At 66.5% G+C, this 26850-nt stretch carries 25 protein-coding genes; 19 read left to right on the forward strand and 6 right to left on the reverse strand.

What is annotated here, in order from left to right; all coding sequences use genetic code 11:
• The first annotated feature begins 9 nt into the window (after nt 1-9).
• From bufB to msrQ, 6 genes are all read left to right on the forward strand, one after another.
• On the forward strand, nt 10-846 hold the full coding sequence (bufB, locus tag AC56DV_RS16715) for an MNIO family bufferin maturase (protein WP_496315368.1): 837 nt from the start codon (nt 10-12) through the stop codon (nt 844-846).
• Nucleotides 843-1631, forward strand: a complete 789-nt coding sequence (locus tag AC56DV_RS16720) for an HvfC/BufC family peptide modification chaperone (RefSeq protein ID WP_496315369.1) — start codon at nt 843-845, stop codon at nt 1629-1631. Before bufB ends, AC56DV_RS16720 begins: the two co-directional genes overlap by 4 nt.
• Before the next feature lie 14 nt (nt 1632-1645).
• On the forward strand, nt 1646-2257 hold the full coding sequence (locus AC56DV_RS16725) for an alpha/beta fold hydrolase (RefSeq protein WP_496315370.1): 612 nt from the start codon (nt 1646-1648) through the stop codon (nt 2255-2257).
• 35 nt (nt 2258-2292) lie between these two features.
• Nucleotides 2293-2742, forward strand: coding sequence for a DoxX family membrane protein (locus AC56DV_RS16730; RefSeq protein ID WP_496315371.1), 450 nt, complete (start codon nt 2293-2295; stop codon nt 2740-2742).
• A gap of 84 nt (nt 2743-2826) precedes the next feature.
• Nucleotides 2827-3804 carry a protein-methionine-sulfoxide reductase catalytic subunit MsrP gene (msrP, locus tag AC56DV_RS16735; RefSeq protein ID WP_496315372.1) on the forward strand — a complete coding sequence of 326 codons (978 nt, stop codon included), beginning with the start codon at nt 2827-2829 and terminating at the stop codon, nt 3802-3804.
• Nucleotide 3805: 1 nt separating this feature from the next.
• Nucleotides 3806-4441, forward strand: coding sequence for a protein-methionine-sulfoxide reductase heme-binding subunit MsrQ (msrQ, locus tag AC56DV_RS16740; RefSeq protein WP_496315373.1), 636 nt, complete (start codon nt 3806-3808; stop codon nt 4439-4441).
• Nucleotides 4442-4455: 14 nt separating this feature from the next.
• Here msrQ and lysA read toward each other — a convergent pair whose 3' ends face one another.
• Together lysA and lptM are read right to left on the reverse strand one after the other, a co-directional pair.
• On the reverse strand, nt 4456-5730 hold the full coding sequence (gene lysA, locus AC56DV_RS16745) for a diaminopimelate decarboxylase (protein ID WP_496315374.1): 1275 nt from the start codon (nt 5728-5730) through the stop codon (nt 4456-4458).
• A 20-nt stretch (nt 5731-5750) separates the two neighbouring features.
• Entirely contained in the window at nt 5751-6071 is a 321-nt protein-coding gene (lptM, locus tag AC56DV_RS16750; protein ID WP_496315375.1) for an LPS translocon maturation chaperone LptM, read from the reverse strand.
• Between lptM and cyaY the strand changes: the two genes are divergently transcribed.
• Nucleotides 5986-6321 (forward strand): iron donor protein CyaY, encoded by a 336-nt coding sequence (gene cyaY / locus AC56DV_RS16755; protein WP_496315376.1) that lies wholly within the window; start codon nt 5986-5988, stop codon nt 6319-6321. The genes lptM and cyaY overlap by 86 nt on opposite strands.
• Before the next feature lie 30 nt (nt 6322-6351).
• On the opposite strand, the gene AC56DV_RS16760 is transcribed toward cyaY, so the two are convergent.
• Entirely contained in the window at nt 6352-8613 is a 2262-nt protein-coding gene (locus AC56DV_RS16760) for a penicillin-binding protein 1A (protein WP_496315637.1), read from the reverse strand.
• A 407-nt stretch (nt 8614-9020) separates the two neighbouring features.
• Between AC56DV_RS16760 and AC56DV_RS16765 the strand changes: the two genes are divergently transcribed.
• The 9 genes from AC56DV_RS16765 (at nt 9021) to AC56DV_RS16805 (ending at nt 19400) form a co-directional block, all read left to right on the forward strand.
• On the forward strand, nt 9021-10100 hold the full coding sequence (locus tag AC56DV_RS16765; RefSeq protein ID WP_496315377.1) for a pilus assembly protein PilM: 1080 nt from the start codon (nt 9021-9023) through the stop codon (nt 10098-10100).
• Nucleotides 10100-10756: a PilN domain-containing protein gene (locus AC56DV_RS16770; protein ID WP_496315378.1), complete on the forward strand. Its 657-nt coding sequence runs from the start codon at nt 10100-10102 to the stop codon at nt 10754-10756. Before AC56DV_RS16765 ends, AC56DV_RS16770 begins: the two co-directional genes overlap by 1 nt.
• Nucleotides 10757-10765: 9 nt before the next feature.
• Nucleotides 10766-11428, forward strand: a complete 663-nt coding sequence (locus tag AC56DV_RS16775; protein ID WP_496315379.1) for a type IV pilus inner membrane component PilO — start codon at nt 10766-10768, stop codon at nt 11426-11428.
• Nucleotides 11425-11988, forward strand: coding sequence for a pilus assembly protein PilP (locus AC56DV_RS16780; RefSeq protein ID WP_496315380.1), 564 nt, complete (start codon nt 11425-11427; stop codon nt 11986-11988). Before AC56DV_RS16775 ends, AC56DV_RS16780 begins: the two co-directional genes overlap by 4 nt.
• Nucleotides 11989-12059: 71 nt before the next feature.
• On the forward strand, nt 12060-14174 hold the full coding sequence (locus tag AC56DV_RS16785) for a type IV pilus secretin PilQ (protein WP_496315638.1): 2115 nt from the start codon (nt 12060-12062) through the stop codon (nt 14172-14174).
• Nucleotides 14175-14211: 37 nt separating this feature from the next.
• Nucleotides 14212-16155: an Ig-like domain-containing protein gene (locus tag AC56DV_RS16790; RefSeq protein WP_496315381.1), complete on the forward strand. Its 1944-nt coding sequence runs from the start codon at nt 14212-14214 to the stop codon at nt 16153-16155.
• Between the two features lie 100 nt (nt 16156-16255).
• Entirely contained in the window at nt 16256-17887 is a 1632-nt protein-coding gene (aroKB, locus tag AC56DV_RS16795; RefSeq protein ID WP_496315382.1) for a bifunctional shikimate kinase/3-dehydroquinate synthase AroKB, read from the forward strand.
• A gap of 2 nt (nt 17888-17889) precedes the next feature.
• Nucleotides 17890-19026, forward strand: coding sequence for a deoxyguanosinetriphosphate triphosphohydrolase (locus AC56DV_RS16800; protein ID WP_496315639.1), 1137 nt, complete (start codon nt 17890-17892; stop codon nt 19024-19026).
• A gap of 86 nt (nt 19027-19112) precedes the next feature.
• Nucleotides 19113-19400, forward strand: coding sequence for a hypothetical protein (locus AC56DV_RS16805; protein WP_496315383.1), 288 nt, complete (start codon nt 19113-19115; stop codon nt 19398-19400).
• Nucleotides 19401-19409: 9 nt separating this feature from the next.
• On the opposite strand, the gene mutY is transcribed toward AC56DV_RS16805, so the two are convergent.
• From mutY to mutM, 3 genes are read right to left on the reverse strand one after another with little or no spacing between them, the layout of a single operon-like run.
• Complete coding sequence (gene mutY / locus AC56DV_RS16810) at nt 19410-20561, reverse strand: A/G-specific adenine glycosylase (protein WP_496315384.1); 1152 nt, start codon at nt 20559-20561, stop codon at nt 19410-19412.
• Between the two features lie 13 nt (nt 20562-20574).
• A complete protein-coding gene (locus AC56DV_RS16815; protein WP_496315385.1) occupies nt 20575-22503 on the reverse strand; it encodes a dynamin family protein in 1929 nt (642 codons plus the stop codon).
• A 9-nt stretch (nt 22504-22512) separates the two neighbouring features.
• The gene (gene mutM / locus AC56DV_RS16820; protein ID WP_496315386.1) at nt 22513-23352 is read right to left on the reverse strand and encodes a bifunctional DNA-formamidopyrimidine glycosylase/DNA-(apurinic or apyrimidinic site) lyase; all 840 of its coding nucleotides are present in this window, start codon (nt 23350-23352) and stop codon (nt 22513-22515) included.
• A gap of 108 nt (nt 23353-23460) precedes the next feature.
• Here mutM and AC56DV_RS16825 point away from each other — a divergent pair, with 108 nt between their 5' ends.
• Genes AC56DV_RS16825 through ispE form a run of 3 tightly spaced genes read left to right on the forward strand, consistent with a single transcriptional unit; the run spans nt 23461 to nt 26776 of the window.
• Nucleotides 23461-25266: a tetratricopeptide repeat protein gene (locus tag AC56DV_RS16825; RefSeq protein ID WP_496315387.1), complete on the forward strand. Its 1806-nt coding sequence runs from the start codon at nt 23461-23463 to the stop codon at nt 25264-25266.
• Nucleotides 25266-25865 (forward strand): outer membrane lipoprotein LolB, encoded by a 600-nt coding sequence (locus AC56DV_RS16830; protein ID WP_496315388.1) that lies wholly within the window; start codon nt 25266-25268, stop codon nt 25863-25865. Before AC56DV_RS16825 ends, AC56DV_RS16830 begins: the two co-directional genes overlap by 1 nt.
• 35 nt (nt 25866-25900) lie before the next feature.
• Nucleotides 25901-26776: a 4-(cytidine 5'-diphospho)-2-C-methyl-D-erythritol kinase gene (ispE, locus tag AC56DV_RS16835; protein WP_496315389.1), complete on the forward strand. Its 876-nt coding sequence runs from the start codon at nt 25901-25903 to the stop codon at nt 26774-26776.
• Nucleotides 26777-26850: the final 74 nt, after the last annotated feature.

The raw sequence follows: 26850 nt of genomic DNA on the forward strand, positions 1-26850 counted from the left end.
GAGCGCCCCATGTCCATCCTGCCAAGTCCCACCGCGTTCTCCGGCTATGGCCTGGGGCTGCGCCGCGAGCATTACCAGGACTTCCTCGAAACCCGCGTGGCGGTCGATTTCGTGGAAGTCATTTCCGAGAATTTCATGGTCGACGGCGGCCAGCCGCGCCACATCCTGCGCCAGGTGCGCGAGCGCTATCCGGTGGTGCTGCACGGCGTGTCGATGTCGATCGGTTCCGCCGACGGCCTGCGGCGCGACTATCTGCGGCGGCTGAAGGCGCTGGCCGACGAGATTGCGCCGCTGTTCGTGTCGGACCACCTGAGCTGGTCCCGCATCGGCGGCTTCAACTCGCACGACCTGCTGCCGCTGCCGTACACCGAGGAGGCGCTGGACCTGGTGTGCAGCAATATCCACATGGCGCAGGACACGCTGGGCCGCGCCATGCTGTTCGAGAACCCCTCCAGCTACCTGGCCCTGGGCGGCGGCGCCATGCATGAATGGGAATTCCTGGCCGAGATGAGCCGCCGCACCGGCTGCGGCTTGCTGCTGGACGTGAACAACGTCTATGTCAGCGCCGCCAACCATGGCTTCGACGCGCACGCCTTCCTGCAGGGCATCCCGGCGGACCGCGTGCGCCAGATCCACCTGGCCGGCCACAGCCAGGGCAAGCAGCTGCTGATCGACACCCACGACAGCGCCGTGCCCGAGGGCGTGTGGGCGCTGTACCGGGAAGCCGTGGCGCGCTGCGGCCCGGTGGCCACCATGATAGAACGCGACGACAACATTCCGCCGCTGGCCGAGCTGCTGGCCGAACTGGATGTCGCGCGCCGCGCGGCATTGCGGGAGGCCGCATGACGCTGGCCGAACTGCAGCGCGACTTCCGCAGCTGGCTCACCGACGCCGCGCCGGGTGCCGCCGGCCGGCTGGGCGGCGGCGAAGCGCCGGGCCTGGCGGTGTACCAGAACAACTACCGGGCCCAGCTGGTCGGCTGTCTGCGGGAAAGCTATCCGCAGCTGCGCGCCCATATCGGCGACGAGCGTTTCCTGTACGCCGCCGCCGCCCATATCAAGCGCCGCCCGCCGCACGCGTGGACCCTGGACGCCTACGCCGACGGCTTCGGCGCGACGCTGGCCGAACTGTTCCCGGACAACCCTGACGTCGATGAACTGGCCTGGATCGAGCTGGCGCTGTCGGACGCCTTCGTGGCGCCGGACGCCGCGCCGCTGCGGGCCGGCGCGCTGCCGGAGGTGGACTGGGAACGGGTCTGCCTGCGCTTCACGCCGTCGCTGCGCCTGGCGCCGCTGAGCACCAACGCGGACGACATCTGGGGGGCCCTGCGCGACGGCCAGCCGGTTCCCGAGGCGGCCATGCGGCCGGCGGGGCACGGCATGGCGGTCTGGCGGCGTGGCTATGTGTCCAGCCTGCGCGCGCTGGCCCCGCTGGAGTTTGCCGCGCTGGCGCAGGCCAGCGGGCAGGGCAGCGAACGGGGCAACGAACGTGGCAACTTCGGCGCGCTGTGCGCCATGCTGATAGACGAGCTGGGCGAAGCCGACGGCGTGGCCAAGGCCGGCGCGCTGCTGGCCGACTGGATCGCCAGCGAACTGATTACCGGGCTGGACGACAGCCATTCTTTACCTTGAACAAGGACGCAACGATGCCAAACCATCTCTCCACCCGCCGCCGCTTTCTGCTGACGGCTGGCGCCGCCGCCGCCGCGCTGCCCGGCAGTGCCGCGGCGGTATCCGCCGTCGCCATGCCGGAGCGTTTGCAGCAGGTTGCCACCGGCGTACTGAACATTTCCTACGACAGCTCGGGGCCGGAAGAGGGCAGGCCGGTGGTGCTGCTGCATGACGCCTTCGACGGCATCGAGCGCTACGAATACATCGCCAAGCTGCTGGCCGGGCGGGGGCTGCATGTGCTGGTGCCGCAACTGCGCGGCCATGGCCGCACCTCCTTCATCGATCCCGCCGCGCCGCGCGCCGGCCTGCCTGCCGCGCTTGGCAAGGACGCCATCGACCTGATCGACGCGCTGCACATGCCGGAGGCGGTGTTTGCCGGCATCGGCTGGGGCGCACAGGCCGCCCGCGCAGCGGCTGCGCTGAAGCCGACGCGCTGCATCGGCCTGGTGCTGGTCGACGGCGGCCAACTCGGCGAGCCGGCGCCAGCAGCCGCCAGCGTGCCGTCCATCAAGCTTGCCAGCGCCGAACCGGCGGCCTTTGCCGACGCGGTCGCCGCGCTGGTACGCCAGGGCAAATGGCGTACCTGAGCCGCACCATCCTCCCAACTACAACATCTGCCATCATGACTATCCAAACCGATACCCCGCAACGCCGGCTGGCCAGGCTGCTGCCGGACGCGCTGTTGCTGCTGCTGGCCCGCCTGGCCATCGCGTCCATTTTCTTCCTGTCCGGCCGCACCAAGGTGCATGGCCTGTTCACGCTCAAGGACTCGACTTACGACCTGTTCCTGTACGAGTACGCCTTGCCGGTCATCCCGGCCGAGTTCGCCGCGCAGCTGGCCACGGCGGCCGAGCATGTGCTGCCGCTGCTGCTGGTGCTCGGCCTGTTCACGCGTCCCGCCGCGCTGGGACTGCTGGCCATGACAGCCGTGATCCAGCTGTTCGTGTATCCCGCCGCCTGGCCGACACACCTGGCCTGGGCCGCCTTGCTGCTGCCGCTTATCGCCGGCGGCGCCGGCGCCTGGTCGCTGGACCGCATAGTGCCTAGCGGTAAGCATTTAAGGGGAACATAAACTACGCCCACAGCAGATTGGTGTAAGGTTATCCCTGTCTCGTTCGACAGAGCCCATACGAGTCCTTTTACTCCCGGAGTTACCATGTTGATCAAACGTAGCCCGAACGGCATCGATCTGCCGTTCTCGTCAGAAATTACCCCGCGCGAAATTTTTGAATCGCGCCGCAGCTTCATCAAGCAGATGGCGGTGGGCACCATCGCCGGCGGCGCGCTGCTCGAGATGGCCACGCGGGAAGCATTCGCCCAGGGCACGCCCGGCAAGCTGGGCGCCAAGCTGAATCCCGCCTATTCCGCGCTCGACAAACAGACCGCCTTCAAGGACGCCACCACCTACAACAACTTCTACGAATTCGGCACCGGCAAGGACGACCCGGCGCGCAACGCCCACACGCTGAAACCGCGTCCCTGGACCATCAGCATCGAGGGCGAAATCAAGAAGCCGCTGACCCTGGACCTGGACCAGCTGCTCAAGCTGGCGCCGCTGGAAGAGCGCGTCTACCGGCTGCGCTGCGTGGAAGGCTGGTCGATGGTGATCCCGTGGGTGGGTTACTCGCTGTCCGAGCTGATCAAGAAAGTGGAGCCGACCGGCAACGCCAAATACGTCGAGTTCATCTCGCTGGCGGACAAGGGCCAGATGCCCGGCGTGGGCAGCCGCGTGCTGACCTGGCCGTACCGCGAAGGCCTGCGCATGGACGAAGCCATGCACCCTCTGGCGCTGCTCACGCTGGGCATGTACGGCGACGTGCTGCCGAACCAGAACGGCGCGCCGGTGCGCATCGTCACGCCGTGGAAATACGGCTTCAAGTCGGCCAAGTCCATCGTCAAGATCCGCTTCGTCAAGGACCAGCCGCGCACCGCGTGGAACGACGCGGCGCCGTCCGAATACGGCTTCTACTCCAACGTGAACCCGGACGTGGACCACCCGCGCTGGTCGCAGGCCTCCGAGCGCCGCATCGGCGAAGACGGCTTCCTGGTGCGCAAGCGCAAAACGCTGATGTTCAACGGCTACAACGACGTGGCGCCGCTGTACGCCGGCATGGACCTGAAGAAGTTCTTCTGACATGGCCTTCAATCCCACCGCGAAGCAGGTGACGGCGCTGAAGGCGGTGGTCTTCGTGCTGTCGCTGCTGCCGTTCTTCAACCTGATCTGGCTCACGGCCAGCGGCCAGTTGGTCGAGCCGCTGCAGTACATCACGCGCGCCACCGGCGACTGGACCCTGTACTTCCTGTGCATCACGCTGGCGGTGACGCCGCTGCGGCGCCTGACGAAATGGAGCTGGCTGCTCAAACTGCGCCGCATGGTGGGGCTGTACGCCTTCTTCTACGGCCTGCTGCACTTCACCACCTTCCTGTGGTTCGACCATTTCTTCGACGTGCAGGAAATGCTCAAGGACGTGGTCAAGCGGCCCTTCATCACGGTCGGCTTCATCGCCTTCGTGCTGTTGATCCCGCTGGCCGTCACCAGCACCAACGGCATGGTGCGCCGCCTGGGCGGCAAGCGCTGGCAGTGGCTGCACCGGCTGGTGTACGTGATCGCCCCGCTGGGCATATTGCATTTCTGGTGGATGAAAGCGGCCAAGCACGACTTTTCGCAGCCGATCATCTTTGGCCTGATCGTGCTGGCGCTGCTGGGCGTGCGCCTCTACTGGGCGCGCAGCAAGGCCGGCGCCTCGGCCCGCGCCGCAGCGGCGGGCTGAGGTTTACTGAGGCATCACTTGATCAGCGATTCCAGCGCGAACAGGTCGGCCGGGTTTTCGCGCTGGCGCACCAGGTGGACCTGGGCGCCGTCGACGATCAGCTCGGCGGCGCGGCCGCGCGTGTTGTAGTTGGACGCCATCGTCATGCCGTAGGCGCCGGCCGTTTTCATCACCAGCAGGTCGCCTTCCTTCACCGCCAGCGCGCGGTCGCGCGCCAGCCAGTCGCCCGACTCGCAGATCGGGCCGACCACGTCGTACAGCGCGCCGCCGTCGGCCTGCACCACCGGCTGCATCTCCATCCAGGCCTGGTACAGCGCCGGGCGCGCCATGTCGTTCATGGCGGCGTCGACGATGCAGAAGTTCTTCTCTTCGCCGTGCTTGATGAATTCCACCCTGGTCAGCAGCACGCCGGTGTTGCCGACGATGGAGCGGCCCGGCTCGAAAATCACCTTGATCGGCCGGCCGGCGTGGCGCTCGGCGCGCCAGGCGTCGATGCGCGCGAACACGCGGCCCAGGTAGTCGCCCACCGCCACCGGCGCGCCGTCTTCCTCGTCGCCGTAGTCGATGCCGATGCCGCCGCCCAGGTCCAGGTGGTGCAGGTGGATGCCCTCGGCGCCCAGCGCGTCGATCAGTTCAATCAGCTTGTCCAGCGCTTCCAGCAGCGGCGCGTCGTCCAGCAGCTGCGAGCCGATGTGGCAGTCGATGCCGGCCACGTCCAGGTGCGGCAGCTGGGCGGCGGCGCGGTAGGTGGCCAGCGCGTCGCTGAAGGCCACGCCGAACTTGCTGGCCTTCAGGCCGGTGGCGATGTAGGGATGGGTCTTGGGGTCGACGTTCGGGTTCACGCGCAGCGACACGCGCGCCTTCTTGCCCATGCTGCCGGCCACGTCGTTCAGGCGGTGCAGTTCCGGGATCGATTCCACGTTGAAGCACAGGATGTCGTGCTGCAGCGCCAGGCGCATTTCTTCCACGCTCTTGCCCACGCCGGAGAAAATCACCTTCTTCGCATCGCCGCCGGCCGCGATCACGCGCAGCAGCTCGCCGCCCGACACGATGTCGAAGCCCGCGCCCTGGCGCGCCAGCAGGTCCAGGATGGCCAGGTTGGAGTTGGCCTTCATGGCGTAGCACACCAGCGCGTCGCGCCCCTGGCAGGCATCGGCGTATGATGCAAAGTTATCGAGCAGCTGCGATTTGGAATACACGTAGGCGGGGGTGCCGTACTGTTCGGCGATGGCGTTCAGCGAAACGCCTTCGGCGTGCAGCACGCCGTTCTGGTAAGAAAATTGCGACATGGAATGGCTTATTTGACTGGCTATTGTTGGGATGCGGGAGGAGTCGAAGGCACGGGGGCGGACGGCGGCGCCACGCCGGGTTTGCCTTGGGTATTGGCAGAGGCGGGTTTGGCAGGCTGTTTGGGTAGATACAGCGGGCCTTGCTGGCCGCAGCCGCCCAGCAGGGCGGCGGTGCAGGCCAGCGCAGTGAATTGCAGCGCTAATGTGGACTTCACGATTAAAATCACAGTTTGACTAAAGAGCTTGGAGTGTAGCATGACCGAAACAGAATTTTTGACCCTGGCCGACGCCACGCTGAACGCCATCGAGGCCGCGCTGGACCGCCTCAATGAGCAGGACATGGTGGACGTCGAATGCAAGCGCAGCGGCAACGTGCTGGAAATCGAGTTCATCGACAACGGCTCCAAGGTCATCGTCAACAGCCAGGCGCCGATGCAGGAACTGTGGGTGGCGGCCCGTTCCGGCGGCTTCCACTACAAGCGCATCGACGGCAAGTGGATCAACACCCGCGACGGCTCCGAGCTGTTCGCGGCGCTGTCCGACATCACCACCGCCCAGGGCGGCGCCCCGGTGGTCATCAGCGAAACGTAAAAAAGGGACCGGCGGCCCCTTTTTGTTGGCTTAGAACAGCTCGTTCTTGACGGCGTCCTTGGCTTTTTCCTCGGCCGGCGTGGCGCGCGTGGCGCCCTCCAGGCTGGTGACGCCGGTGCCGGGCGGGTTCTCGGCGTAGTAGTACTCGCCGTCCACCACCATCATGCCTTCCGGCACGGCCCGCTCTTCGATCGGGATATTCTTCAGCGCCTTGGCCATGTAGCCGATCCAGATCGGCAGCGCCAGGCCGCCGCCGGTTTCGCGGTTGCCGAGGTTCTTCGGCTGGTCGTAGCCGATCCAGGCCACGCCCACCAGCTTGGACTGGTAGCCGGCGAACCAGGCGTCGATCGAATCGTTGGTGGTGCCGGTCTTGCCGGCGATGTCGGTGCGTTTCAGCGACAGCGCCTTGGTGGCCGTGCCGAAGCGCACCACGTCCTTCATCATGCTGTCCATCAGGAAGGCGTTGCGCTCGTCGATGACGCGGTTGGCGTCCACCCCGGCGCGGTCCGGATTGGCTTGCGACAGCACCTTGCCGTCGGCGTCGGTCACCTTCGAGATCAAATAGGGCGACACTTTGTAGCCGCCGTTGGCGAACACCGCGTAGGCGCCGGCCATCTGCAGCGGCGTCACCGCGCCGGCGCCCAGCGCCAGGGTCAGGTAGGGCGGGTTCTTTTCCGCCTCGAAGCCGAAGCGGGTGGTGTATTCCTGGCCGTACTTGGCGCCGATGCGGTGCAGGATGCGGATCGAGACCATGTTCTTGGACTTGGTCAGGCCGCGCCGCATGGTCATCGGGCCTTCGTACTTGCCGTCGTAGTTCTTCGGTTCCCAGGCCTGGCCGCCGGTCTGGCCGGCGTCGAAGGAGATCGGCGCGTCGTTGATGACGGTGGCCGGCGACAGGCCGCGCTCCAGCGAAGCCGAGTAGATGAAGGGCTTGAAGGACGAGCCGGGCTGGCGCCAGGCCTGCGTCACGTGGTTGAACTTGTTGCGGTTGTAGTCGAAGCCGCCCACCATGGCCTTGATGGCGCCGTCCTCGGTGGAGGCGGCCACGAAGGCCGATTCGATTTCCGGCATCTGGGTGATTTCCCAGTCCTTTTCCTGGCGCATGACGCGGATCACGGCGCCGCGGCGGATGCGCTTGTTCGGCGCGGCCTTGTCCGACAGCCAGGCCTTGCCCATGTCCAGCCCGGCCCCGGTGATGGCGATTTCCTCGCCGGTGGCGGTGACCGCCGTCACTTTCTGCGGCGTGGCCTGCAGCACCATGGCGGCCACGATGTCGTCGCTGTCCGGGTGGCCGGCCAGTTCGGATTCGATGGCGTCGTCCGCTTCCTCCTTGTTGGCCGGGATGGCGATGTAGGCTTCCGGGCCGCGGTAGGCGTGGCGCTTCTCGTATTCCATCACGCCCCGGCGCAGCGCCAGGTAGGCCGCGTCCTGGTCGGCCTTGGTGATGGTGGTAAACACGTTCAGGCCGCGCGTGTAGGTGTCTTCCTTGAACTGCTCGTACACCAGCTGGCGCGCCATCTCGGCCACGTACTCGGCGTGCACGCCGAATTCGCTGCTGTCGGTCTTCACTTTCAGCGGCTCGGCCTTGGCGGCCTGGAACTGCGCGTCGCTGATGTAGCCCAGCTGCGCCATGCGCACCAGGATGTATTGCTGGCGGGTGCGCGCGCGCTTGGGGTTGACCACCGGGTTGTAGGCCGACGGCGCTTTCGGCAGGCCGGCCAGCATGGCCGCCTCGGCCACGCTAATGTCTTTCAGATTCTTGCCGAAATAGATCTGTGCGGCCGACGAGAAGCCGTAGGCGCGCTGGCCCAGGTAGATCTGGTTCATGTACACCTCGAGGATCTGGTCCTTGCTGAGGTTTTTCTCGATTTTCCACGCCAGCAGGATCTCGTAGATCTTGCGCTTGAAGGTTTGTTCGCTGGACAGGAAGAAGTTGCGCGCCACCTGCTGCGTGATGGTGGAGGCGCCCTGGCGCGCGCCACCGGTGGCGTTGTGCACCGCCGCGCGCAGGATGCCGGCGTAGTCGATGCCGCCGTGGTCGTAGAAGCGGTCGTCCTCGATGGCCAGCACGGCTTTTTTCATCACGTCCGGGATGTCCTGGATGCGCACCAGGTTGCGGCGCTCTTCGCCGAACTCGCCGATCAGCACATTGTCGGCCGAGAATATGCGCAGCGGCATCTTGGGCCGGTAGTCGGTCAGGGAATCGAGTTCGGGCAGGTTGGGATAGGCCATCGCCAGGCCGAACACGACCAGCAGCACCGCCACCATTGCCAGGCCCAGCAGGGAGGCCATTGCGGTCAGCAGGATTTTCTTGGAACGGGAAGGGGAGGCTTTACCGGATTGGGCAGTGCTCATGCGCGTGGGTCTTTCGCTGTGGTTTCGCTATGGTTTCGCTATCGTTATCCGGCCCATTATAAGCGAGCCCAGATAGCTGCGGCAGCTTCCGCACCCTACCGGAAATCAGGAAATATTTACTATGAGCAACAAAACAACTTAGTTGTTTTTGCGCTCACGCAGAGGGAAAACGGGCCCGGCAAAAGTGTGGTGAAACGCGCACAAACGGCTATTTGTGCGCAGTAGAAATACCTTTACACTGGATTCATCTTATTGCTAGGATTTAATGTACCGTCTCAGTTCTATCTCCTAAACGCTGGTTTTCAAACGAGTTCCCTTATGCATTCAACCACAGGTGTTGCAATATGAACCTGGATCTCGGCACCCTGTTCGGCGGCGGCAACCCGCCTCTGATCGGCGTGGACATCAGCACCTCCAGCGTGCGCGTGGTGGAACTGTCGCAGGCGGGCAAGGAAGGCTGGCGGCTGGAGCGCTACGCCGCCGAGCCGCTGCCGCGCGGCGCCGTGGTGGACGGCAATATAGAAAACATGGAGCAGGTGGTCGACGCGCTGCGCCGGGTGTGGAAAAAGAGCGGCACGCGCGCCAAGCTGGCCGCGCTGGGCATGCCGCCCGCGTCCGTCATCACCAAGAAGATCGTGCTGCCGGCCGGCATGGCCGAAGACCAGCTGGAAGTGCAGGTGGAATCCGAAGCCAGCCAGTACATTCCTTTCGCGCTGGACGAGGTCAGCCTCGATTTCGACGTGATCGGCCCGGCCCCGAATTCCCCCGACGATATTGAAGTGATGCTGGCCGCCTCGCGCCGCGAGAAGGTGGAGGACCGCGTGGCCATCGCCGAGGCGTCCGGCCTGAAGGCCACCGTGATGGACGTCGAATCGTACGCCGCGCGCGCCGCGCTGGACCGGGTGCTGGTGCAGCTGCCCGAAGGCGGCGCCGGCCAGATCGTGGCGCTGTTCCAGATCGGCGCCCAGGTCACCCACATCTCGGTGCTGCTGGACGGCGCCACCATCTACGAGCGCGAAGCGCCGTTCGGCGGCAACGCGCTGACCCAGGAGATCGTGCGCAGCTACGGCATGTCCTTCGACGAAGCGGAGTCGCGCAAGAAGTCGGGCGAGCTGCCGGACAACTACACGGCCGACATCCTCACGCCCTTCCTGGAAAGCGCCGCGCTGGAAGTGACGCGCGCGATCCAGTTCTTCTACACCTCCACCCCCTACACCCGGGTCGACCAGCTGTTCCTGGCCGGCGGCTGCGCGCTGATCCCCGGCCTGCTCGACATCGTGGCCAGCCGCAGCAAGATTTCCAGCGCCGTCATTTCGCCGTTCAAGGGCATGCAGCTGGGGCCGGGTGTGCGCGAGCAAGCCTTGCGCGCCGAGGCGCCGGCCTACCTGGTGGCCTGCGGCCTGGCCATGCGGAGGTTCGGCTGATGATCCATATTAATCTGCTGCCGCACCGCGAGGCCAAGCGCAAGCAACGCAAGGCGGCGTTCTACGCCCTGCTGGTGCTGGGGGCGCTGATCGGCGCGGCCGTCGTGCTGGCGGTGGGCGGCTACAACGCGCGCGCCATCTCGATCCAGGAACAGCGCAACAAGGTGATCAAGGACGCCATCGTGGTGCTGGACAAGAAGATCGTCGAGATCGCAACGCTGAAGCAGGAAATCGAAGCGCTGAAGGCGCGCCAGCAGGCCGTCGAGGACTTGCAGGGCGACCGCAACCAGCCGGTCTACCTGCTCGACGAGCTGGTCAAGAACACGCCGCCCGGGGTCTACCTCAAGGCGTTCAAGCAGGAGGGCCAGAAGGTCACGCTGCTGGGCTACGCGCAGTCGCAGGAGCGGGTTTCCGAATTGCTGCGCAACGTGGCCGGGGTTTCGCCGTGGCTGGAGAAGCCGGACCTGATCGAAGTCAAATCCACCGGCCTGGGCCAGGGCAAGACGGCTAAGAAGGTGGTGGAGTTCAACATGATCGTCAGCATCAAGCGGCCGCGCGACAAGGACCAGCCGGCGGACGGCAAACCCGGCGCCAAGCCGGGCGCCAAACCGGGCGCGGGCGCCGGCGCCAACGCAATGGCTGCGGCCAAGAACTGAGGGCGGACCATGGCGATAGATCTGAAAGAAGCAGGCGCCGCCCTGGCGGACCAGTTCCGCGGGCTGAACGGACGCCATCCCGGCCAGTGGCCGCTGGCGCCGCGCCTGCTGTGCGCGGTGGCCATGGTGGCGGGCGTGTCGGCGCTGGGCTACTTCGCCTACTGGAGCGGCCAGTTCGAAACCCAGGAGGCGCTGGCGGCGGAAGAGCAGCGGCTGCGCGGCGAATACTCGGCCAAGACCCAGCAGGCGGTCAACCTGGATGCGCTGCGGGCCCAGAAGGCGCAGGTGGACCAGTACGTGGAGCGCCTGCAGAAGCAGCTGCCGAGCAAGGCCGAGATGGCCGCGCTGCTGTCGGACATCAACCAGGCCGGCCTCGGGCGCGGCCTGCAGTTCGAGCTGTTCAAGCCGGGCCAGGTGGTGGTGCGCGATTATTACGCCGAGCTGCCGATCGACATCAAGGTGTCCGGCAACTACCACGACATTGGCGCCTTCGCCAGCGACATGGCCAACCTGCCGCGCATCGTCACGCTCAACAACATGGCGCTGGCGGCCGGCAAGGACGGCAACCTGACCCTGGACGCGGTGGCCAAGACCTTCCGCTACCTGGACCCGGACGAAGTGGCGGCGCAGCGCAAGGCGGCCGCCGACAAGAAAAAGGCGGCCAAAAAATGAGCAAGCGCCTTGACAAGCTGAGTTATAAGCGGCCCTACCTCGCGCTGGCCGGACTGCTGGTGCTGGCCGGCTGCGGCGACAGCGACGTGCAGGAGGTGCGCGACTGGATGAAGCAGGTCGACAGCCAGGCCGTGGTGGCCGTCAAGCCCATCAGCGAGCCGAAGACCTTCGTGCCCTTCGCCTACGCGGTGCAGGAGGAAATCGATCCGTTCAGCCCCAACAAGCTGCTGGCCGAGCTGGCGCGGCTGGACCGCAAGCCGGGCGGCGGCCTCAAGCCGGACATGGAGCGCCGCAAGGAATTCCTGGAAACCTTCCCGCTCGACACCGTCAAGATGGTGGGTACGCTGGAAAAGGCCAGGGTGATGTACGCCCTGCTGCAAGTGGATAAATCGGTGTACCAGGTGCGCGCCGGCCAGCACGTGGGCCAGAACTACGGTCTGATCACCTCCATCAGCGAGGACGCCGTGAACGTCAAGGAAATTGTCCAGGACGCCACCGGCGACTGGGTCGAACGCATGTCGAAGCTGGAGCTGCAGGAAAGCAAGGAGAACCAAAAATGAACCGCCTTTACACTTCCGCGTTCCGACAGAGGCTGCCGGGCGCCGCCATGCTGGCGGCGCTGTGCTGCGCCATGCTGGCCTGGATACCGCTCCAGGCCCAAGCCCAGGCCCAGCAGGCCAACGCCATCGAGTCGATCAGCACCAACCAGCAGGGCGCCAACGTGATCGTCAAGATCGCGCTGAAGAACGCGCCGGAAAAATTGCCGATCGGCTTTGCCATCACCAACCCGCCGCGCATCGCGCTCGACTTCGGCGCCACCGTCAACGCCACCGGCAAGACCACCCAGGAAATCAACCAGGGCGAGCTGCGCAGCGTGAACGTGGTGCAGGCCGGCGAACGCTCGCGCCTGGTGTTCAACCTGAAGCGCAGCCTGAACTACGCCACCGCCATCGACGGCAACGCCGTCATCCTGACCATCGACGGCTCCGGCGGCCTGGCCACGGCGGTCGATGCCACCGGCCTGCCGGTCAAGCAGCCGCCGGCCCCGGCGGTCGTGGGCAAGCAGCAGTTGCGCGACCTGGACTTCCGGCGCGGCGCCAACGGCGAAGGCCGCGTGGTGGTGGACCTGCCGAACAGCCAGGTGGCGGTCGACGTGCGGCCCACCGCCGCCGGCCTGGTGATCGACTTCCTCAAGACCGGCCTGCCTGAAACGCTGCGCCGCCGCCTGGACGTGACCGACTTCGGCACGCCGGTGTCGCAGATCACCACCGTGCCGCAGGGCGACAACGTGCGCATGACCATCGAGGCCAAGGGCCTGTGGGAACAGAGCGTGTACCAGAGCGACACCCAGCTGGTGGTGGACGTCAAGCCGATCAAGGAAGACCCCAACAAGCTGACCCAGGGCACCCAGGGCTACCGCGGCGAGAAGCTGTCGTTCAACTTCCAGAACGTCGAGGTGCGCGCCGCGCTGCAAGCCATCGCCGACATCTCCGGCCTGAACATCATCACCAGCGACAGCGTGGCCGGCAACCTGACCCTGCGCCTGAAGGAAGTGCCGTGGGACCAGGCGCTGGACGTGGTGCTGCAGGCCAAGGGCCTGGACATGCGCAAGAACGGCTCGGTGCTGTGGATCGCGCCCAAGGAAGAACTGCTGACCAAGGAAAAGCTGGAGCTCGAGCAGCGCGCCCAGATTGCCGACCTGGAGCCGCTGAAGTCGGAAATCTTCCAGCTCAACTACCAGAAGGCGGAATCGTTCAAGACCGTGTTCGGCCTGGACGGCGGCGCCGACGCCAAGAACCGCGTGCTGTCGCGCCGGGGCAGCGCCATCATCGAGCCGCGCACCAACCAGCTGTTCGTCACCGACATCGCCTCCAAGCTGGAGGACATCCGCAAGCTGATCGCCAAGACCGACATCGCCTCCAAGCAGGTGCTGATCGAGGCCCGCATCGTCGAGGCCAGCGATTCCTTCACCCGCAACCTGGGCGCCAAGCTGGGCTTTGCCGACATGCGCACCATCCGCGGCGGCGACGCGGGCTACCAGCTGGGCGGCGGCAACACCCGCCTCGGCATCGGCGGCAACCTGACCGGCGTCGGCCAGACCACCGGCCAGGTCAGCATCGCCAACGCCAACGACAGCTTCAACAACACCCAGTTCGTCAACCTGCCGGCCGCGCCCATCAACGGCGTGGCCACCGGCAGCCTGGCCATCAGCCTGTTCTCGTCGGCCGCCAACCGCTTCCTGAACCTGGAGCTGTCGGCGCTGGAGGCGGACGGCACCGGCAAGATCGTTTCCAGCCCGCGCGTGGTGACGGCCGACAAGACCGTGGCCATCATCGAGCAGGGCCTGGAGCTGCCTTACCAGGTGGCCACCAGCAGCGGCGCCACCTCGATCGTGTTCCGCAAGGCCAACCTGCGGCTGGAGGTGACGCCGCAGATCACGCCGGACGGCAACGTGGTGATCGACGTGGACGTGAACAAGGACAGCGTGGGCCAGGAAACCCGGGCCGGCTTCGCCATCGACACCAAGCACGTGAAGACCCAGGTGATGGTCGACAACGGCGGCACCGTGGTGCTGGGCGGCATCTACCAGCAGACCGAGCGCAACAGCGTGAGCAAGGTGCCGCTGCTGGGCGACGTGCCGGTGCTGGGCTATCTGTTCCGCACCAACTCGCGCACCAACGACAAGACGGAATTGCTGGTCTTTATTACGCCGAAGATTGTCGCCGAGCGCCTCTCGGCCCGATAATGCAGCGGGAATTATTATGAATACAATGGAAAACAGCATGATGAAAAAATTCAAGGAATGGCTGGCACTGACACTGTGCGCAGGCTTGCTGGCCGCTTGCGGCGGCGGCGGCGGCAATCCCGGCGCCGTCAATCCGGGCGGCGGCGGCACCGGCACTACCCCGCCGGTGGCGCAGACCCCGACCATCACGATAGCCCTGGTCAACGCCAGCGGCACGGCCAGCAACTCGCTCACCAGCGTGGCGCCCCTGACCGCGCGCGCCACCGTCAAGGACAAGGACGGCAAAGTAGTGCCGAACGCGCTGGTCACCTTCGCCTCCAATAACGCGCCCGGCGGCTCCCCGCTGGTGGTGTTTTCGCCATCGGCCGGCACCACGCTGACCGACGCCAGCGGCGTGGCCACCGTCACCATGCGCCCGGCCAGCCTGGTCGTCAGCGGCGCCGGCACCGTCACCGCCTCCACCACGGTGGGCGGCGACAACGTGTCGGCGGACGCCAACTACAGCGTCGGCGCCACCTCCATCACGCTGAGCAGCCTGCGCCTGTCGCCGGCCTCGATCGGCGCCTACGGCTCGTCGGTGATCGCGGTCGACGTGCTGAGCGGCACCACCAAGTACACCGAGCAGCAGATGACGGTCAACTTCACCTCGGCCTGCGTCACCGCCGGCAAGGCCACGCTGGCCAGCACCGCGCCCACCAGCAACGGCACCGCGCAAGTGGTGTTCCGCGACCAGGGCTGCGGCAATAACGACGTCGTCACCGCCACCCTGAACAGCGGCGCGGCCACCCCCGCCACCGCCAGCGCCACGCTGACCGTGGCCAGCCCGTCGGCAGCGTCGGTGCAATTCGTCGGCGCCGCGCCGGTCAGCCAGTCCATCGTCATCAAGGGCGAGGGCGGTTTCGGCCGTACCGAGACGGCCACCCTGACCTTCAAGGTGGTGGACATCTTCGGCAAGCCGCTGGCGGCCCAGCAAGTCAACTTCAGCAAGGCGGCCGGCGTCGACGTGACCATCAACAAGGCCAGCGACAGCACCGACGCCAACGGCGAAGTGATCACCACGGTCAACTCGGGCAGCACGCCGACGTCCTTCCGCATCACCGCCACGCTGGCGGCCAACACCGCCGTGTCGACCATCTCGGACTCGATCGTGGTCACCACCGGCAAGCCGGTGCAGCAAGCCTTCTCGCTCAGCGTGGGCAGCCCGAACGTGGAGGGTTGGACCTTTGACAGCGGCCCGGCCACCCCGGCCACCACCGTCAGCATCCTGGTGGCGGACCAGGCCGGCAATCCGGTGCCGGACGGCCTGCCGGTGGTGTTCCAGACCAACCTGGCGTCGATCGGCTCGTCCAGCAAGGGCGCCTGCAACACCGTCAACGGCGGCTGCTCGGTGGACTTCCGCACCCAGAACCCGCGCACCGCGCTGCCCAACCTGCCCGTCACGCCTTGCAACACCGGCAGCGGCGCCGGCGTCAGCAACGACAGCGTGCGCACCGGCCTGGCCACCATCTGCGCCAGCACCACCGACGGCGCCAACACCCTGTTCGCCAAGACCGGCATTTTCCTGAGCGGCAGCTTCGCCGACAACGTGTGGTTCAACGACACGGCCAGCCCGACCCCGGTGCGCCTGACCGGCGCCGAGTTCGACCTGGGCACCGTGGAGGCCAACGATTCGCGCGTCTTCACCCTGCAGCTGAACGACATCAACAACAACCCGCTGCCGGCCGGCACCCGCGTGGACATTTCCAACCCGGTCAACGCGGCGGCCACCGGCGTGTCGCCGGCCACGGTGCAGGGCGTGTTCCCCGGCACCGGCATCGAGAGCAATACCACCCGCGTGGGTTCCTCGCACGTGGTGACGGTGGGCAGCGTGCAACCGAAACCTTGCCTGACTGCACTAAATGCAACTTTCAACGTGACTATCACCACGCCGCGCAACAATGTAACCAGTTATCCGTTTAAACTGCGGTTCAGCTGCCCGTAAGGAGGCGGCTGCGGCACCGGCCCCGGCCGGTGCCCGCTTAACTGAAAATTGGATCATAGTGGCTGATACTTACGGCAGTAACATTTATCTGGTCGGACTGATGGGGGCGGGAAAGACCACCATAGGCCGCATCCTGGCCCGCAAACTGGGCTTGACCTTCATCGATTCGGACCACGAGATCGAGGCCCGCACCGGCGCCTCGATCCCGTGGATCTTCGAGATCGAGGGCGAGCAGAGCTTCCGCCGCCGTGAAGCCGACGTGATCCGCGAGCTGACCGCCCAGCGCGGCGTGGTGCTGGCCACCGGCGGCGGCGCCATCCTCAATCCCGACAGCCGGGCCCTGCTGCGCGAGCGCGGCACCGTGATCTACCTGCGCGCCAGCATCAATTCCATCCTGGCGCGCACCGCGCACGACAAGAACCGCCCCCTGCTGCAGACGGCCGACCCGCGCAAGAAGCTGGAAGAGCTGATGGCCCAGCGCGAGCCGCTCTACGAGGAAATGGCCCACATCGTCGTCGATACCGGCCGACCTAACGTACAATCGATGGTTCACTCAATTCTGAACCAGCTGGACGCGCTGGCTTGCCAAGCAGCGCCCAACTGTGTCACCACGGCACAACCATCGATGAACGAACAAACCACCATCCTCCTGAACGTCGAGCTGGGCGAGCGCAGCTACCCCATTTCCATCGGACCGTCGCTGCTGGCCGACGGCGCGCTGCTGGCGCGCCACGTGGCCGGCAGCAAGGTCGCCATCGTCACCAACACCACCGTCGCGCCGCTCTACCTGGACACGGTGCGCAGCGCGCTGCAGGCGCACGGCAAGGACATCATCGAGATCATCCTGCCGGACGGCGAAGAGTACAAGACCTGGGACAGCCTGATGACGGTGTTCGACACCTTGCTGGCCGCCAAGGCCGACCGCAAGACCACGCTGCTGGCGCTGGGCGGCGGCGTGATCGGCGACCTGACCGGCTACGCGGCCGCCAGCTATATGCGCGGCGTGGACTTCATCCAGGTGCCGACCACGCTGCTGAGCCAGGTCGATTCCTCGGTGGGCGGCAAGACCGGCATCAACCATCCGCTGGGCAAGAACATGATCGGCGCCTTCTACCAGCCGCGCGTGGTGATCGCCGACACCTCCACCCTGGAAACCCTGCCGGACCGCGAACTGTCGGCCGGCTTGGCCGAGGTGATCAAGCACGGCGCCATCATCGACGCCGGGTTCTTCGACTGGATCGAAGCCAACATCGGCCTGCTGGTGGCGCGCGACAAGGGCGCGCTGGCCTACGCCATCGCCCGCTCCTGCGAAATCAAGGCCGACGTGGTGCGCCAGGACGAGCGCGAGGGCGGCCTGCGCGCCATCCTCAATTTCGGCCACACCTTCGGCCACGCCATCGAAAACGGCCTGGGCTACGGCAACTGGCTGCACGGCGAGGCCGTCGGCTGCGGCATGGTGATGGCGGCCGACCTGTCGCGCCGCATGGGCCTGGTCGACGAGGACACCGTGGCGCGCGTGCGCGCGCTGGTGGCCGCCGCCGGCCTGCCGACCGTGGCGCCGGACCTGGGCGCGGCGCGCTGGCTGGAGCTGATGGAAGTGGACAAGAAGAACGAAGGCGGCGCCATCAAGTTCATCCTCTTGAAACCGCTGGGCAGCCCCAGCATCACCAACGCGCCGCAGGAACTGCTGCTGGAAACCCTGGCCGCCTGCGTCCAGCCGGCCGCGCAATAATGATGAGCAGCGAAGCCCACCTCGCCCCGTACGCCGTGCATTCGGACCAGGGCGTGGGACGCCGCTACCCGGAAACCCCGCACGCCTCGCGCAGCCAGTACCAGCGCGACCGCGACCGCATCATCCATTCAACCGCCTTCCGGCGCTTGGAGTACAAAACCCAGGTCTTCCTCAACCACGAGGGCGACCTGTTCCGCACCCGCCTCACGCACAGCCTGGAGGTGGCGCAAGTGGGCCGCTCGCTGGCGCGCAACCTGCGCCTGAACGAGGACCTGGTGGAAGCGGTGGCGCTGGCGCACGACCTGGGCCACACGCCCTTCGGCCACGTGGGCCAGGACGTGCTGAACGAATGCATGCAGGAGCACGGCGGCTTCGAGCACAACCTGCAAAGCCTGCGCGTGGTGGACACGCTGGAGGAACAGTACGGCGCCTTCGACGGCCTGAACCTGATGTTCGAAACCCGCGAAGGCATCCTCAAGCACTGTTCGCTGGCCAACGCCAAATTGCTGGGGCCCGTCGCGCAGCGCTTCATCGACCGCACCCAGCCGTCGCTGGAAGCGCAGCTGACCAACCTGGCCGACGAGATCGCCTACAACAGCCACGACATCGACGACGGCCTGCGTTCCGGGCTGATCACGATAGAGCAGCTGGAGCAGGTGGACTTCTTCGCCCGGCTGTGGCGCGACGTGCAGCGCGCGCATCCCGGCCTGAGCGGCCGGCGCGCCATCTACGAAACCCTGCGCCGCCTGATCACCGCGCTGGCCGACGACCTGCTGGCCACCTCCGGCCAGCTGCTGCTGGAGGCCGCGCCGAAAAGCCTGGACGAGGTGCGCCGGGCGCCGCCGCTGATACGCTTCTCGGACCAGATGCGCAAGGACGCCACCGAGCTGAAGCGCTTCCTGCGCGCCAATCTGTACCGGCATTACAAGGTCAACCGCATGCGGGTGAAAGCCAGCCGCATCCTGCGCGAGCTGTTCCAGGCCTTCATGGCCGACCCGGTGCTGCTGCCGCCCGACTACGTGGACGCCTCCGGCGAGGCCACCGCGCAGGCGCGCAAGATCGCCGACTACATCGCCGGCATGACCGACCGCTACGCCATCCGCGAACACCGCCGCCTGTTCTCGCTCGACGAACTGTAGCGTTATCTGATCCGCATCAAGCTCCGTGTGCGCTACGCTTGATCGCCGCCCTTGCGCGGCGCATCATGAATGCATGGAGGTGCGACATGGACGACGAGACCAGCAAGCGTTTTATGCAGATCGACCAGCGGTTCGGCGCGGTGGAAGCCGACCTTGCCGTCATTCGCTCCAACTACGTCACGAAAGCCGATCTGGCGGAAGAGGTCGGCAGGCTGCGCGGTGACATCGCCAAGGTGGAGACCAATATCGCCAAGGTGGAAACCAATATCGCCAAGCTGGAGGCCAGCATGCTGAAATGGTTCATGGCCACCACCTTGTCCGTCGTGTTGGCGACCGCCAGCACCACGCTGGCGGTGCTGCGCATGGCGGGATAGCCGCGCCGCTCAGAACATCCGCGCCTGCGCGGCGGCGCTGTCGCCCAGCAGTTCGAGCAGCAGCTTCTTGATGGGCGCGGGCAGGGCGGCGTCGGCCACGCGCGCGGCGTCCAGCCAGACGTGGCGGCCATCGGCGGCGAAGGGCGCGCGCTTCGCCAGGGTCACCAGCAGCGGCGCGATATGCAGCTTGTAGTGCGTGAACACATGCGTTACCGTCATCAGCCGCTCGTGCGACTCCATCTCCCCGAACATATCCACCGCAGCCAGCAGCGCCGCCTGGTCCGCCGGCGGAATGTCGTCGTCCTCGGCCAGCGTGTGGCCGTCCAGCTCCGGCAAGGACAGCAGGCCGCCCCAGATGCCGCTCGCGGGCCGCTGCTCCAGCAGCACCTGGCCCCGGTCGATCAGCACCAGCATGGTGGCGTGCTTCTCCGGCGAGGCCTTCTTCGGCTTGCGCACCGGCAGCTCCTTGGTGCGGTTGGTGGCAAACGCCACGCAGCGCGGCTGCATCGGGCAGCGGCCGCAGTCCGGGCTGCTGCGCGTGCACAAGGTGGCGCCCATGTCCATCAGCCCCTGCGTGTACGCCTCGATGCCCTGTTCCGGCAGCAGCGCCTCGGCGCGCAGCCACATGGCCTGCTCCACCTTCTTCTCGCCCGGGAAAGCGTCGATGCCGAACACGCGCGCGAACACGCGCTTGACGTTGCCGTCCATGATGGCCGCGCGCGCGCCGCTGGAGAACGCGGCGATGGCGGCCGCCGTCGAGCGGCCGATGCCGGGCAGCCCGGCCAGCAGCGCCGGGTCGGACGGGAACACGCCGTCGTACTCTGCCACCACGCGCTGGGCGCACTTGTGCAGGTTGCGCGCGCGGGTGTAGTAGCCCAGGCCGCTCCACTGCGCCATCACGTCCTCCACCGGCGCTTCGGCCAGCGAACGCAGGGTGGGGAAACGCTCGAGGAAGCGCGCGTAATAGCCCAGCACGGCGGACACCTGGGTCTGCTGCAGCATGATTTCGGACAGCCACACCAGGTAGGCGTCGCGCGTGTTCTGCCACGGCAGCGTGTGGCGGCCGTGCTGCTGCTGCCAGGCGATCAGGTCGGCCGAGAAAGTGGGGTCGGCATAGTCCGCCGCGCCTTCGGGCGCCAGCGGATGGGTCAAACGTTTCATTGATTTCCTTGGATTATGCGGCGGCGTCCAGCGCCACGAACTCCGCATTGATGGCGATGCTGATATTGCCCGACAGCTCGGTGAGCCGCGCCTTGAGCTGTTCCAGCTCGGCCTGGCCGCGCTCGAACGCTTCGATCTTCTGCTCCAGGCTGTCGGTCGCGTCGTGGATGCGCTGGATCGACGCCAGGCGGTGCTTGAGCTGGTCCTTGTGCTGCCGGATCTGCGCCTCCAGCGGCGCCATGATCACCTTCAGCCACGCTTCCACGTCCGCATTGGCGGCCTTCAGGCAGCGCTTCACGGCCGAGGCGATGGAGTCGAAGAAGCGCTCCATCAGCACCACGCGGCTGGTCATCAGCAAGGTCACGGTGCCGAACTGGGCGTCGTAAATGTCTTCGATGTCGGCGATCTCGTCGCGGTAGCGCTCCAGCGAAAACGGCATCGGCGGCGCCAGGGTCAGCCCGTGCTCGCTGGAGAATTTGCGGTACATCACTTCCATCATGTCGCGGATTTCGGCGGTCTTCTGCTCGGAGGCCTGCAAGTCGCGCTTGATGTCCTCGAAGAAGATCTTCACCGCCTCGCGCATGCCGGTCGAGAAGCGGCTGCGGTCCATGGCTGCGCGCACGCCCAGCACGTGGTCGCGCAGGATGTCCATGCCCAGGCTGGTGTACAGCTCGGTGGACAGGCGCGTGAACACCGCGCGCGTGGCCTGCAGCTTGAACAGGCTGCTGTCGAATTCCTTCTTCTCCACGTCGATGCGGCGCATCATGTGCGCCACCACGCTCTGGTTCTTGCCGCGCAGGCTCTTCAGCTCGTGCAGCTGCTCCATGATGCCGCGCAGGCGCGCCGCCACCAGCGCCTGCTGCGCGCCGCTCAGCGTGCCCAGTTCGCGCGCCAGCTGCTTGCGGATGATGTCCTTCTTGGCCGGGATCAGCTCGTCGAACAGCGCCTTCTCCAGCAAGCCCAGGCGGCTCTTGTGCAGCAGCGCCGCGTCGTGGTTGATCTTGCCCACCAGCGCCTTCTGCGCCGACACCGGAAACACCTGGCGCGGCTCCAGGGCCAGCATGTGCGCCGCGTGCTCCTGCTGGCGCGCGATCTCGGCGTCGACCTCGGCATCGCTGCGCAGCTCGTCCCACATGCTGTCGATCTTGTTCAGCACCACCAGCCGCCCCGCGCCGTTGCCGATATGCTTGCGCCACACTTCGATGTCGCTCTTGGTCACGCCGGTGTCGGCCGCCAGGATGAACAGCACCGCGTGCGCGTGCGGGATCAGGTTCAAGGTCAGCTCGGGCTCGGTGCCGATGGCGTTCAGGCCCGGCGTGTCCAGGATCACCAGGCCCTGCTTGAGCAGCGGGTGCGGGAAGTTGATGATGGCGTGGCGCCACAGCGAAATCTCCACCATGCCGTCGTCGTCCAGGGTGACCGGCATGTCCGGGTCGTCCTCGTCGTACAGGCCGTAGCGCTTGGCTTCCTCCACGCTCACGTGGCGCGTCAGGCTCACCTGCCGGAACACCTCGTGCATGGCGGCCGGCGAGTCCAGGTCCAGCGGCAGCATGGTCCAGGCCGAGGCGTGGTCGCGGTAGTCGCTGGTGGACAGGTTCTCGGCCCGCGTTTCGATCGGCAGCAGGCGGATGCAGGCCGGCCAGGCCGGGTCGTACATCAGCTCGGTGGGGCACATGGTGGTGCGCCCGGCGGCCGACGGCAGGATGCGCTGGCCGTAGTCGGCGAAGAAGATGGAGTTGATCAGTTCGGATTTGCCGCGCGAGAACTCGGCCACGAAGGCCACCGACAGCTTGTCGTCGGCCAGCCGCGCCAGGGTGCGCGCCAGCCGCTGCTCGGTGGCGGCGTCGGCCAGTTCGGCGCCGTGCAGCCAAGCCTGGTACTGCTGCAGCGCCACCACCACGCCATGGCGCCACGCACTGTACTGTTCAAGATCCCTGACCATGCTTCCCTCTTATTTCTGGCACTGCACACAATAGAAGGTCGACCGCTGCCCCTGCTTGACCTGGCGCACCGGCGTGCCGCACACGCGGCAGGGCATGCCGGTACGATCATAGACGAAATAGCTCTGCTGGAAGTAGCCGGACTGGCCATTGACGCTGATAAAGTCGCGCAGGGTGCTGCCGCCCTGGACGATGGCCTCGGCCAGCACGTCGCGGATGGCCTGCGCCAGCTTCCGGTAGCGCGCCAGGCTGATGCGGCGGGCCGGCGTCTTCGGATTGATGCCGGCGCGGAACAGGCTCTCCGAGCAGTAGATATTGCCCACGCCCACCACGATATCGCCGGCCAGCAGCACCTGCTTGACGGCGGCGCCGCGCGTGCGCGTCATGCGGTGCAGCAGCTCGCCGGTGAAGGCGCCCTCCAGCGGCTCCACGCCCAGGCCGCGCAGCAGCAGGTGTTCTTCCAGCGCGCCGTCGGCCCTGGCGTGCCACAGCACGGCGCCGAAGCGGCGCGGATCGGTCATGCGCAGCACCTGCGGCCCGCTGCCGCCGGCGGCGTCGACGATGAGATCAAAATGATCATGCTTTTGCGACGGCATGTCCGGCGGCAGCACGCGCAGGTGGCCGGACATGCCGAGGTGGATGATCAGCGTGCCGTGCTCGAACTCGAGCAGCAGGTATTTGCCGCGCCGCCCGGTGGCCGCCACCTTGCGGCCCGCCAGCACCTGCTCCAGGCCGGCCGGGAACGGCCAGCGCAGGCCGCTGCGCCGCAGCACCACGCCGCGCACGGTGCGGCCTTCGATATGGGGCGCCACCCCGCGCCGGGTGACTTCAACTTCTGGTAATTCTGGCATGGATCGCTTTAAATTAGCTTTAAATAACTTTCGTTACACCTGCAAACGGACGATGACGGTGGCTTGGCGTAAAATCAGGGCTAGTTTCCGACCAGTCAGGACTATCCTTTGAAAAACGCACTCGTCATTGTAACCCTCTCTGCAGTGCTTTCCGCTTGCTCCGTTGCGCCGCAAAAACAGGCCGACGCACCCGATCAGCTCGCTTCAGGTCCCGCTGCGGCGCCGGAAGCGCACGACACGCCCGCCCTGCAGGCCGTGGCCGCCGCAGCCGCCGTGCAGGCCACCGAGCCGCTGCCCAGCGTCGAGCTGACCAGCGACCTGTTCTACAAGCTGACCAAGGCCGAGCTGGATTTCAAGCGCGGCCAGTGGCAGAGCGCCTACGTGACCATGATGGTGCTGGCCCAGCAGACGCGCGACCCGCGCCTGGCCCAGCGCTCGGCCGAGATGGCGCTGGCCGCCAAGCAGGGCGGCGAGGCGATGGCGGCGATCCGCCTGTGGCGCGAGCTGGCGCCCGAGTCCGACGAGGCGGCGCAGTATTTCCTCGGCTTTTCCGTGCTGGGCGACGACCTGAGCGAAGCCGAGCAGGTGTTCGCGCAGCGCCTGAAGGCCGCACCGGCCAACTCGCGCGGCCTGGCCATGTTCCAGATGCAGCAATTCCTGCTGCGCGCCAAGGACAAGGCCGCCGCTTTCGCCCTGATGGAACGGGTGCTGGCGCCGTACGGCCAGACGCTGGAAGCCCACCTGGTGCTGGCCCAGGGCGCCTACGCCAACAGCGACCCCGAGCGCGCCGCCAAGGAGGCGCAGCTGGCCATGCGCATCAAGCCCGATTCCGAACTGGCGCTGCTGACCATGGCGCAGGTGACGCCGGACGCGGCAGCGGTGACCAGGCTGGTCAACGCTTTCCTCGCCAAATACCCGAATTCGCGCGAAGTGCGCGCGGCCTACGCCCGCATGCTGGTCGAGCAGAAGCAGTACGACCAGGCGCGCGAGCAATTCCAGTTTCTGCTGAAAAGCCAGCCCGACAATCCGGCCACGCTGTACGCGCTGGGCATCATGTCGATGCAGGGCAACGACACGGCCGCCGCCGAAGGCTATTTCAAGCACTTCGTGGAAGTGGTGGACAAGGAGGGCGGCGACGAGCGCGACCCCACCAAGGCGCTGCTGATCCTGTCGCAGATCGCCGAGGAGCGCGGCGACTACGCGGCCGCCCAGTCGTGGCTGGAACAGATCGACGGCGGCGAGCCGCGCTTGCTGCTGACGGTGAAGCTCAAGCGCGCCCAGCTTGCCGCGCGCATGGGCGACCTGGCCGGCGCGCGCAAGCAGCTGGCCGACATCAAGAGCGAGGACCCGGCCGAACTGGCGCAGGTGGCGCAGACCGACGCCCAGCTGCTGCGCGACGCCGGCCAGGTGCTGGAGTCCTATAAAGTGCTGGAGGACGGCGTGCTGCGCTATCCGAACAGCCCGGACCTGCTGTACGACTTCGCGCTGGCGGCCGAGAAGCTGGGCAAGGTGGAGTTGATGGAAACCAGCTTGCGCAAGGTGATGGAGATCGCGCCGGACAACCACCACGCCTACAACGCGCTGGGCTATTCGCTGGCGGACCGCAACCAGCGCCTGGAGGAAGCCTACACGCTGGTGGAGAAGGCCATGCAGATGGCGCCCAACGATCCCTTCATCATGGACAGCATGGGCTGGGTGCAGTTCCGCCTGGGCCGCCTGAAGGAAGCCGAAACGCTGCTGCGCCAGGCCTACACGCTGCGCAACGATGCCGAGATCGCCGTGCACCTGGGCGAGGTGCTGTGGGCGCAGGGCGACCAGGACGGCGCGCAGAAGCTGTGGCGCGAGGCGCGCGCCAAGGATCCGCAGAACGACGCGCTGAAAAGCACGCTGGCGCGCTTGAATACGAGTTTGTGATGCGGCACGCAATTGCATTGCTCGCGTGCGGCGCGCTGCTGGCCGGCTGCGCCAGCATCCGGCCCGCGCCGTCTTGCCGTTTCGACACGGAACTGGCCGGCAGGCTGAGTGTTGCCTACAGCAAGGAGGGCAGCGACGAATCGATGACCGGCCGCTTCACCTGGCAGCAGGGCGCCGATTGCACGGACATCGCCATCCAGGCGCCGCCCTTGAACAACATCGTGGCCACCATCAGCGTCACGCCGCAGCAGGCCACGCTGACCGAGAACGGCAAGGCGCCGCGCAGCGCCGCCGACATCGACGCGCTGAGCACGCAGGCGCTGGGCTGGACGCTGCCGGTGTCCGGCCTGCGCGACTGGCTGCAGGGCCGCGCCACTGCGGCTGACGGCAAGTCCTTCGTGGCCAGCCCCGCCGCCGAAGGCGCCGCCAATAGCGTGAGCACCGCCGACGGCTGGCGCGTGACCTGGGTCTCGTGGCACGAGGCCGCGCCGGGCGGCAAGGGCGCCGCCCCCCGTCCCAAGCGCATCGACGCCGAGCGCGGCGCGACCGGCAAGCTGGACCATATGTCGATCCGGCTCGTATTGGACGCGCAGAATTAAGCTGACCAATCAAGCTGACCAATCAAGCTGACTACATGACCGAACTGAAGAACCTCCCGGCCCCGGCCAAGCTGAACCTGTTCCTGCACGTGACCGGCCGCCGCGCCGACGGCTACCACCTGCTGCAAACCGCCTTCCAGATCATAGACCGCGGCGACCTGCTGCACATCGCCGTGCGCGATGACGGCCAGCTGCGCCGCAGCAACGACATCCCCGGCGTGCCCGAGCAGCAGGACCTGGTGATACGCGCGGCGCGCCTGCTGCAGGCCGAAGCGCAGCGCCGCAGCGGCGTGCTGCACGGCGCCGACATCACGGTGGAGAAATTGCTGCCCATGGGCGGCGGCCTGGGCGGCGGTTCGTCCGACGCGGCCACCACCTTGATGGCGCTGAACAAGCTGTGGAACGCGGGATTGACGCGGGACGAGCTGATGGCGCTGGGCCTGCCGCTGGGCGCGGACATCCCGTTCTTCATCTTCGGCCAGACCGCGTTTGCCGAAGGCGTGGGCGAGGCGCTGCAGCCGCTGGCGGCGCCGGACTGCTGGTATGTGGTGATCGAACCGGGCGTTTCCGTGCCCACGGCGGAAATATTTTGCTCGGAGCATTTGACAAGGAACACTCCGCCTATCATAATAGCGGACTTTTCCAGCCACTACGAAAATCGAAACGATTTGAAGCAGTTTGGCAGGAATGATTTGCAACAAGTAGCGTCCAGTATTTACCCGCCGGTGGCAAAGGCGATAGAATGGCTGGCAGCTTACGGAGACGCCAGGATGACTGGTTCCGGTGCTTGTGTGTTTTGTGCCTTTGCAGATGAAGGCCAGGCCGATGCGGTACTCGAAAGAGCGCAGGGCGTCTGGACTGCCTGGAAGGCCAAAGCGCTGAAGCGGCACCCGATCTTCAAGATGTTGTGAAGCAAAAAAAGATTTTGCTTTTCGTTAGTTCGGTAGTATAATAATCGCCGTCGTAACGACAAGCAGCAAGTTAC

This window comes from Massilia sp. BGA-UO-ETr-WB1, assembly GCF_059567845.1.

Excerpts from the sequence above, each read along its gene's own strand:
- AC56DV_RS16805 (WP_496315383.1), top strand. The coding sequence starts at position 19,113 with ATGGACGACGAGACCAGCAAGCGTTTTATGCAGATCGACCAGCGGTTC.
- lptM (WP_496315375.1), bottom strand. The coding sequence starts at position 6,071 with ATGTCCTGCTCATTGAGGCGGTCCAGCGCGGCCTCGATGGCGTTCAGC.
- AC56DV_RS16720 (WP_496315369.1), top strand. The coding sequence starts at position 843 with ATGACGCTGGCCGAACTGCAGCGCGACTTCCGCAGCTGGCTCACCGAC.
- cyaY (WP_496315376.1), top strand. The coding sequence starts at position 5,986 with ATGACCGAAACAGAATTTTTGACCCTGGCCGACGCCACGCTGAACGCC.
- AC56DV_RS16765 (WP_496315377.1), top strand. The coding sequence starts at position 9,021 with ATGAACCTGGATCTCGGCACCCTGTTCGGCGGCGGCAACCCGCCTCTG.
- AC56DV_RS16800 (WP_496315639.1), top strand. The coding sequence starts at position 17,890 with ATGAGCAGCGAAGCCCACCTCGCCCCGTACGCCGTGCATTCGGACCAG.
- AC56DV_RS16815 (WP_496315385.1), bottom strand. The coding sequence starts at position 22,503 with ATGGTCAGGGATCTTGAACAGTACAGTGCGTGGCGCCATGGCGTGGTG.
- AC56DV_RS16760 (WP_496315637.1), bottom strand. The coding sequence starts at position 8,613 with ATGGCCTCCCTGCTGGGCCTGGCAATGGTGGCGGTGCTGCTGGTCGTG.
- AC56DV_RS16770 (WP_496315378.1), top strand. The coding sequence starts at position 10,100 with ATGATCCATATTAATCTGCTGCCGCACCGCGAGGCCAAGCGCAAGCAA.
- AC56DV_RS16785 (WP_496315638.1), top strand. The coding sequence starts at position 12,060 with ATGCTGGCCTGGATACCGCTCCAGGCCCAAGCCCAGGCCCAGCAGGCC.
- aroKB (WP_496315382.1), top strand. The coding sequence starts at position 16,256 with ATGGGGGCGGGAAAGACCACCATAGGCCGCATCCTGGCCCGCAAACTG.
- AC56DV_RS16725 (WP_496315370.1), top strand. The coding sequence starts at position 1,646 with ATGCCAAACCATCTCTCCACCCGCCGCCGCTTTCTGCTGACGGCTGGC.
- AC56DV_RS16830 (WP_496315388.1), top strand. The coding sequence starts at position 25,266 with ATGCGGCACGCAATTGCATTGCTCGCGTGCGGCGCGCTGCTGGCCGGC.
- lysA (WP_496315374.1), bottom strand. The coding sequence starts at position 5,730 with ATGTCGCAATTTTCTTACCAGAACGGCGTGCTGCACGCCGAAGGCGTT.
- mutM (WP_496315386.1), bottom strand. The coding sequence starts at position 23,352 with ATGCCAGAATTACCAGAAGTTGAAGTCACCCGGCGCGGGGTGGCGCCC.
- msrQ (WP_496315373.1), top strand. The coding sequence starts at position 3,806 with ATGGCCTTCAATCCCACCGCGAAGCAGGTGACGGCGCTGAAGGCGGTG.
- mutY (WP_496315384.1), bottom strand. The coding sequence starts at position 20,561 with ATGAAACGTTTGACCCATCCGCTGGCGCCCGAAGGCGCGGCGGACTAT.
- AC56DV_RS16730 (WP_496315371.1), top strand. The coding sequence starts at position 2,293 with ATGACTATCCAAACCGATACCCCGCAACGCCGGCTGGCCAGGCTGCTG.
- msrP (WP_496315372.1), top strand. The coding sequence starts at position 2,827 with ATGTTGATCAAACGTAGCCCGAACGGCATCGATCTGCCGTTCTCGTCA.
- ispE (WP_496315389.1), top strand. The coding sequence starts at position 25,901 with ATGACCGAACTGAAGAACCTCCCGGCCCCGGCCAAGCTGAACCTGTTC.
- AC56DV_RS16775 (WP_496315379.1), top strand. The coding sequence starts at position 10,766 with ATGGCGATAGATCTGAAAGAAGCAGGCGCCGCCCTGGCGGACCAGTTC.
- bufB (WP_496315368.1), top strand. The coding sequence starts at position 10 with ATGTCCATCCTGCCAAGTCCCACCGCGTTCTCCGGCTATGGCCTGGGG.
- AC56DV_RS16790 (WP_496315381.1), top strand. The coding sequence starts at position 14,212 with ATGATGAAAAAATTCAAGGAATGGCTGGCACTGACACTGTGCGCAGGC.
- AC56DV_RS16780 (WP_496315380.1), top strand. The coding sequence starts at position 11,425 with ATGAGCAAGCGCCTTGACAAGCTGAGTTATAAGCGGCCCTACCTCGCG.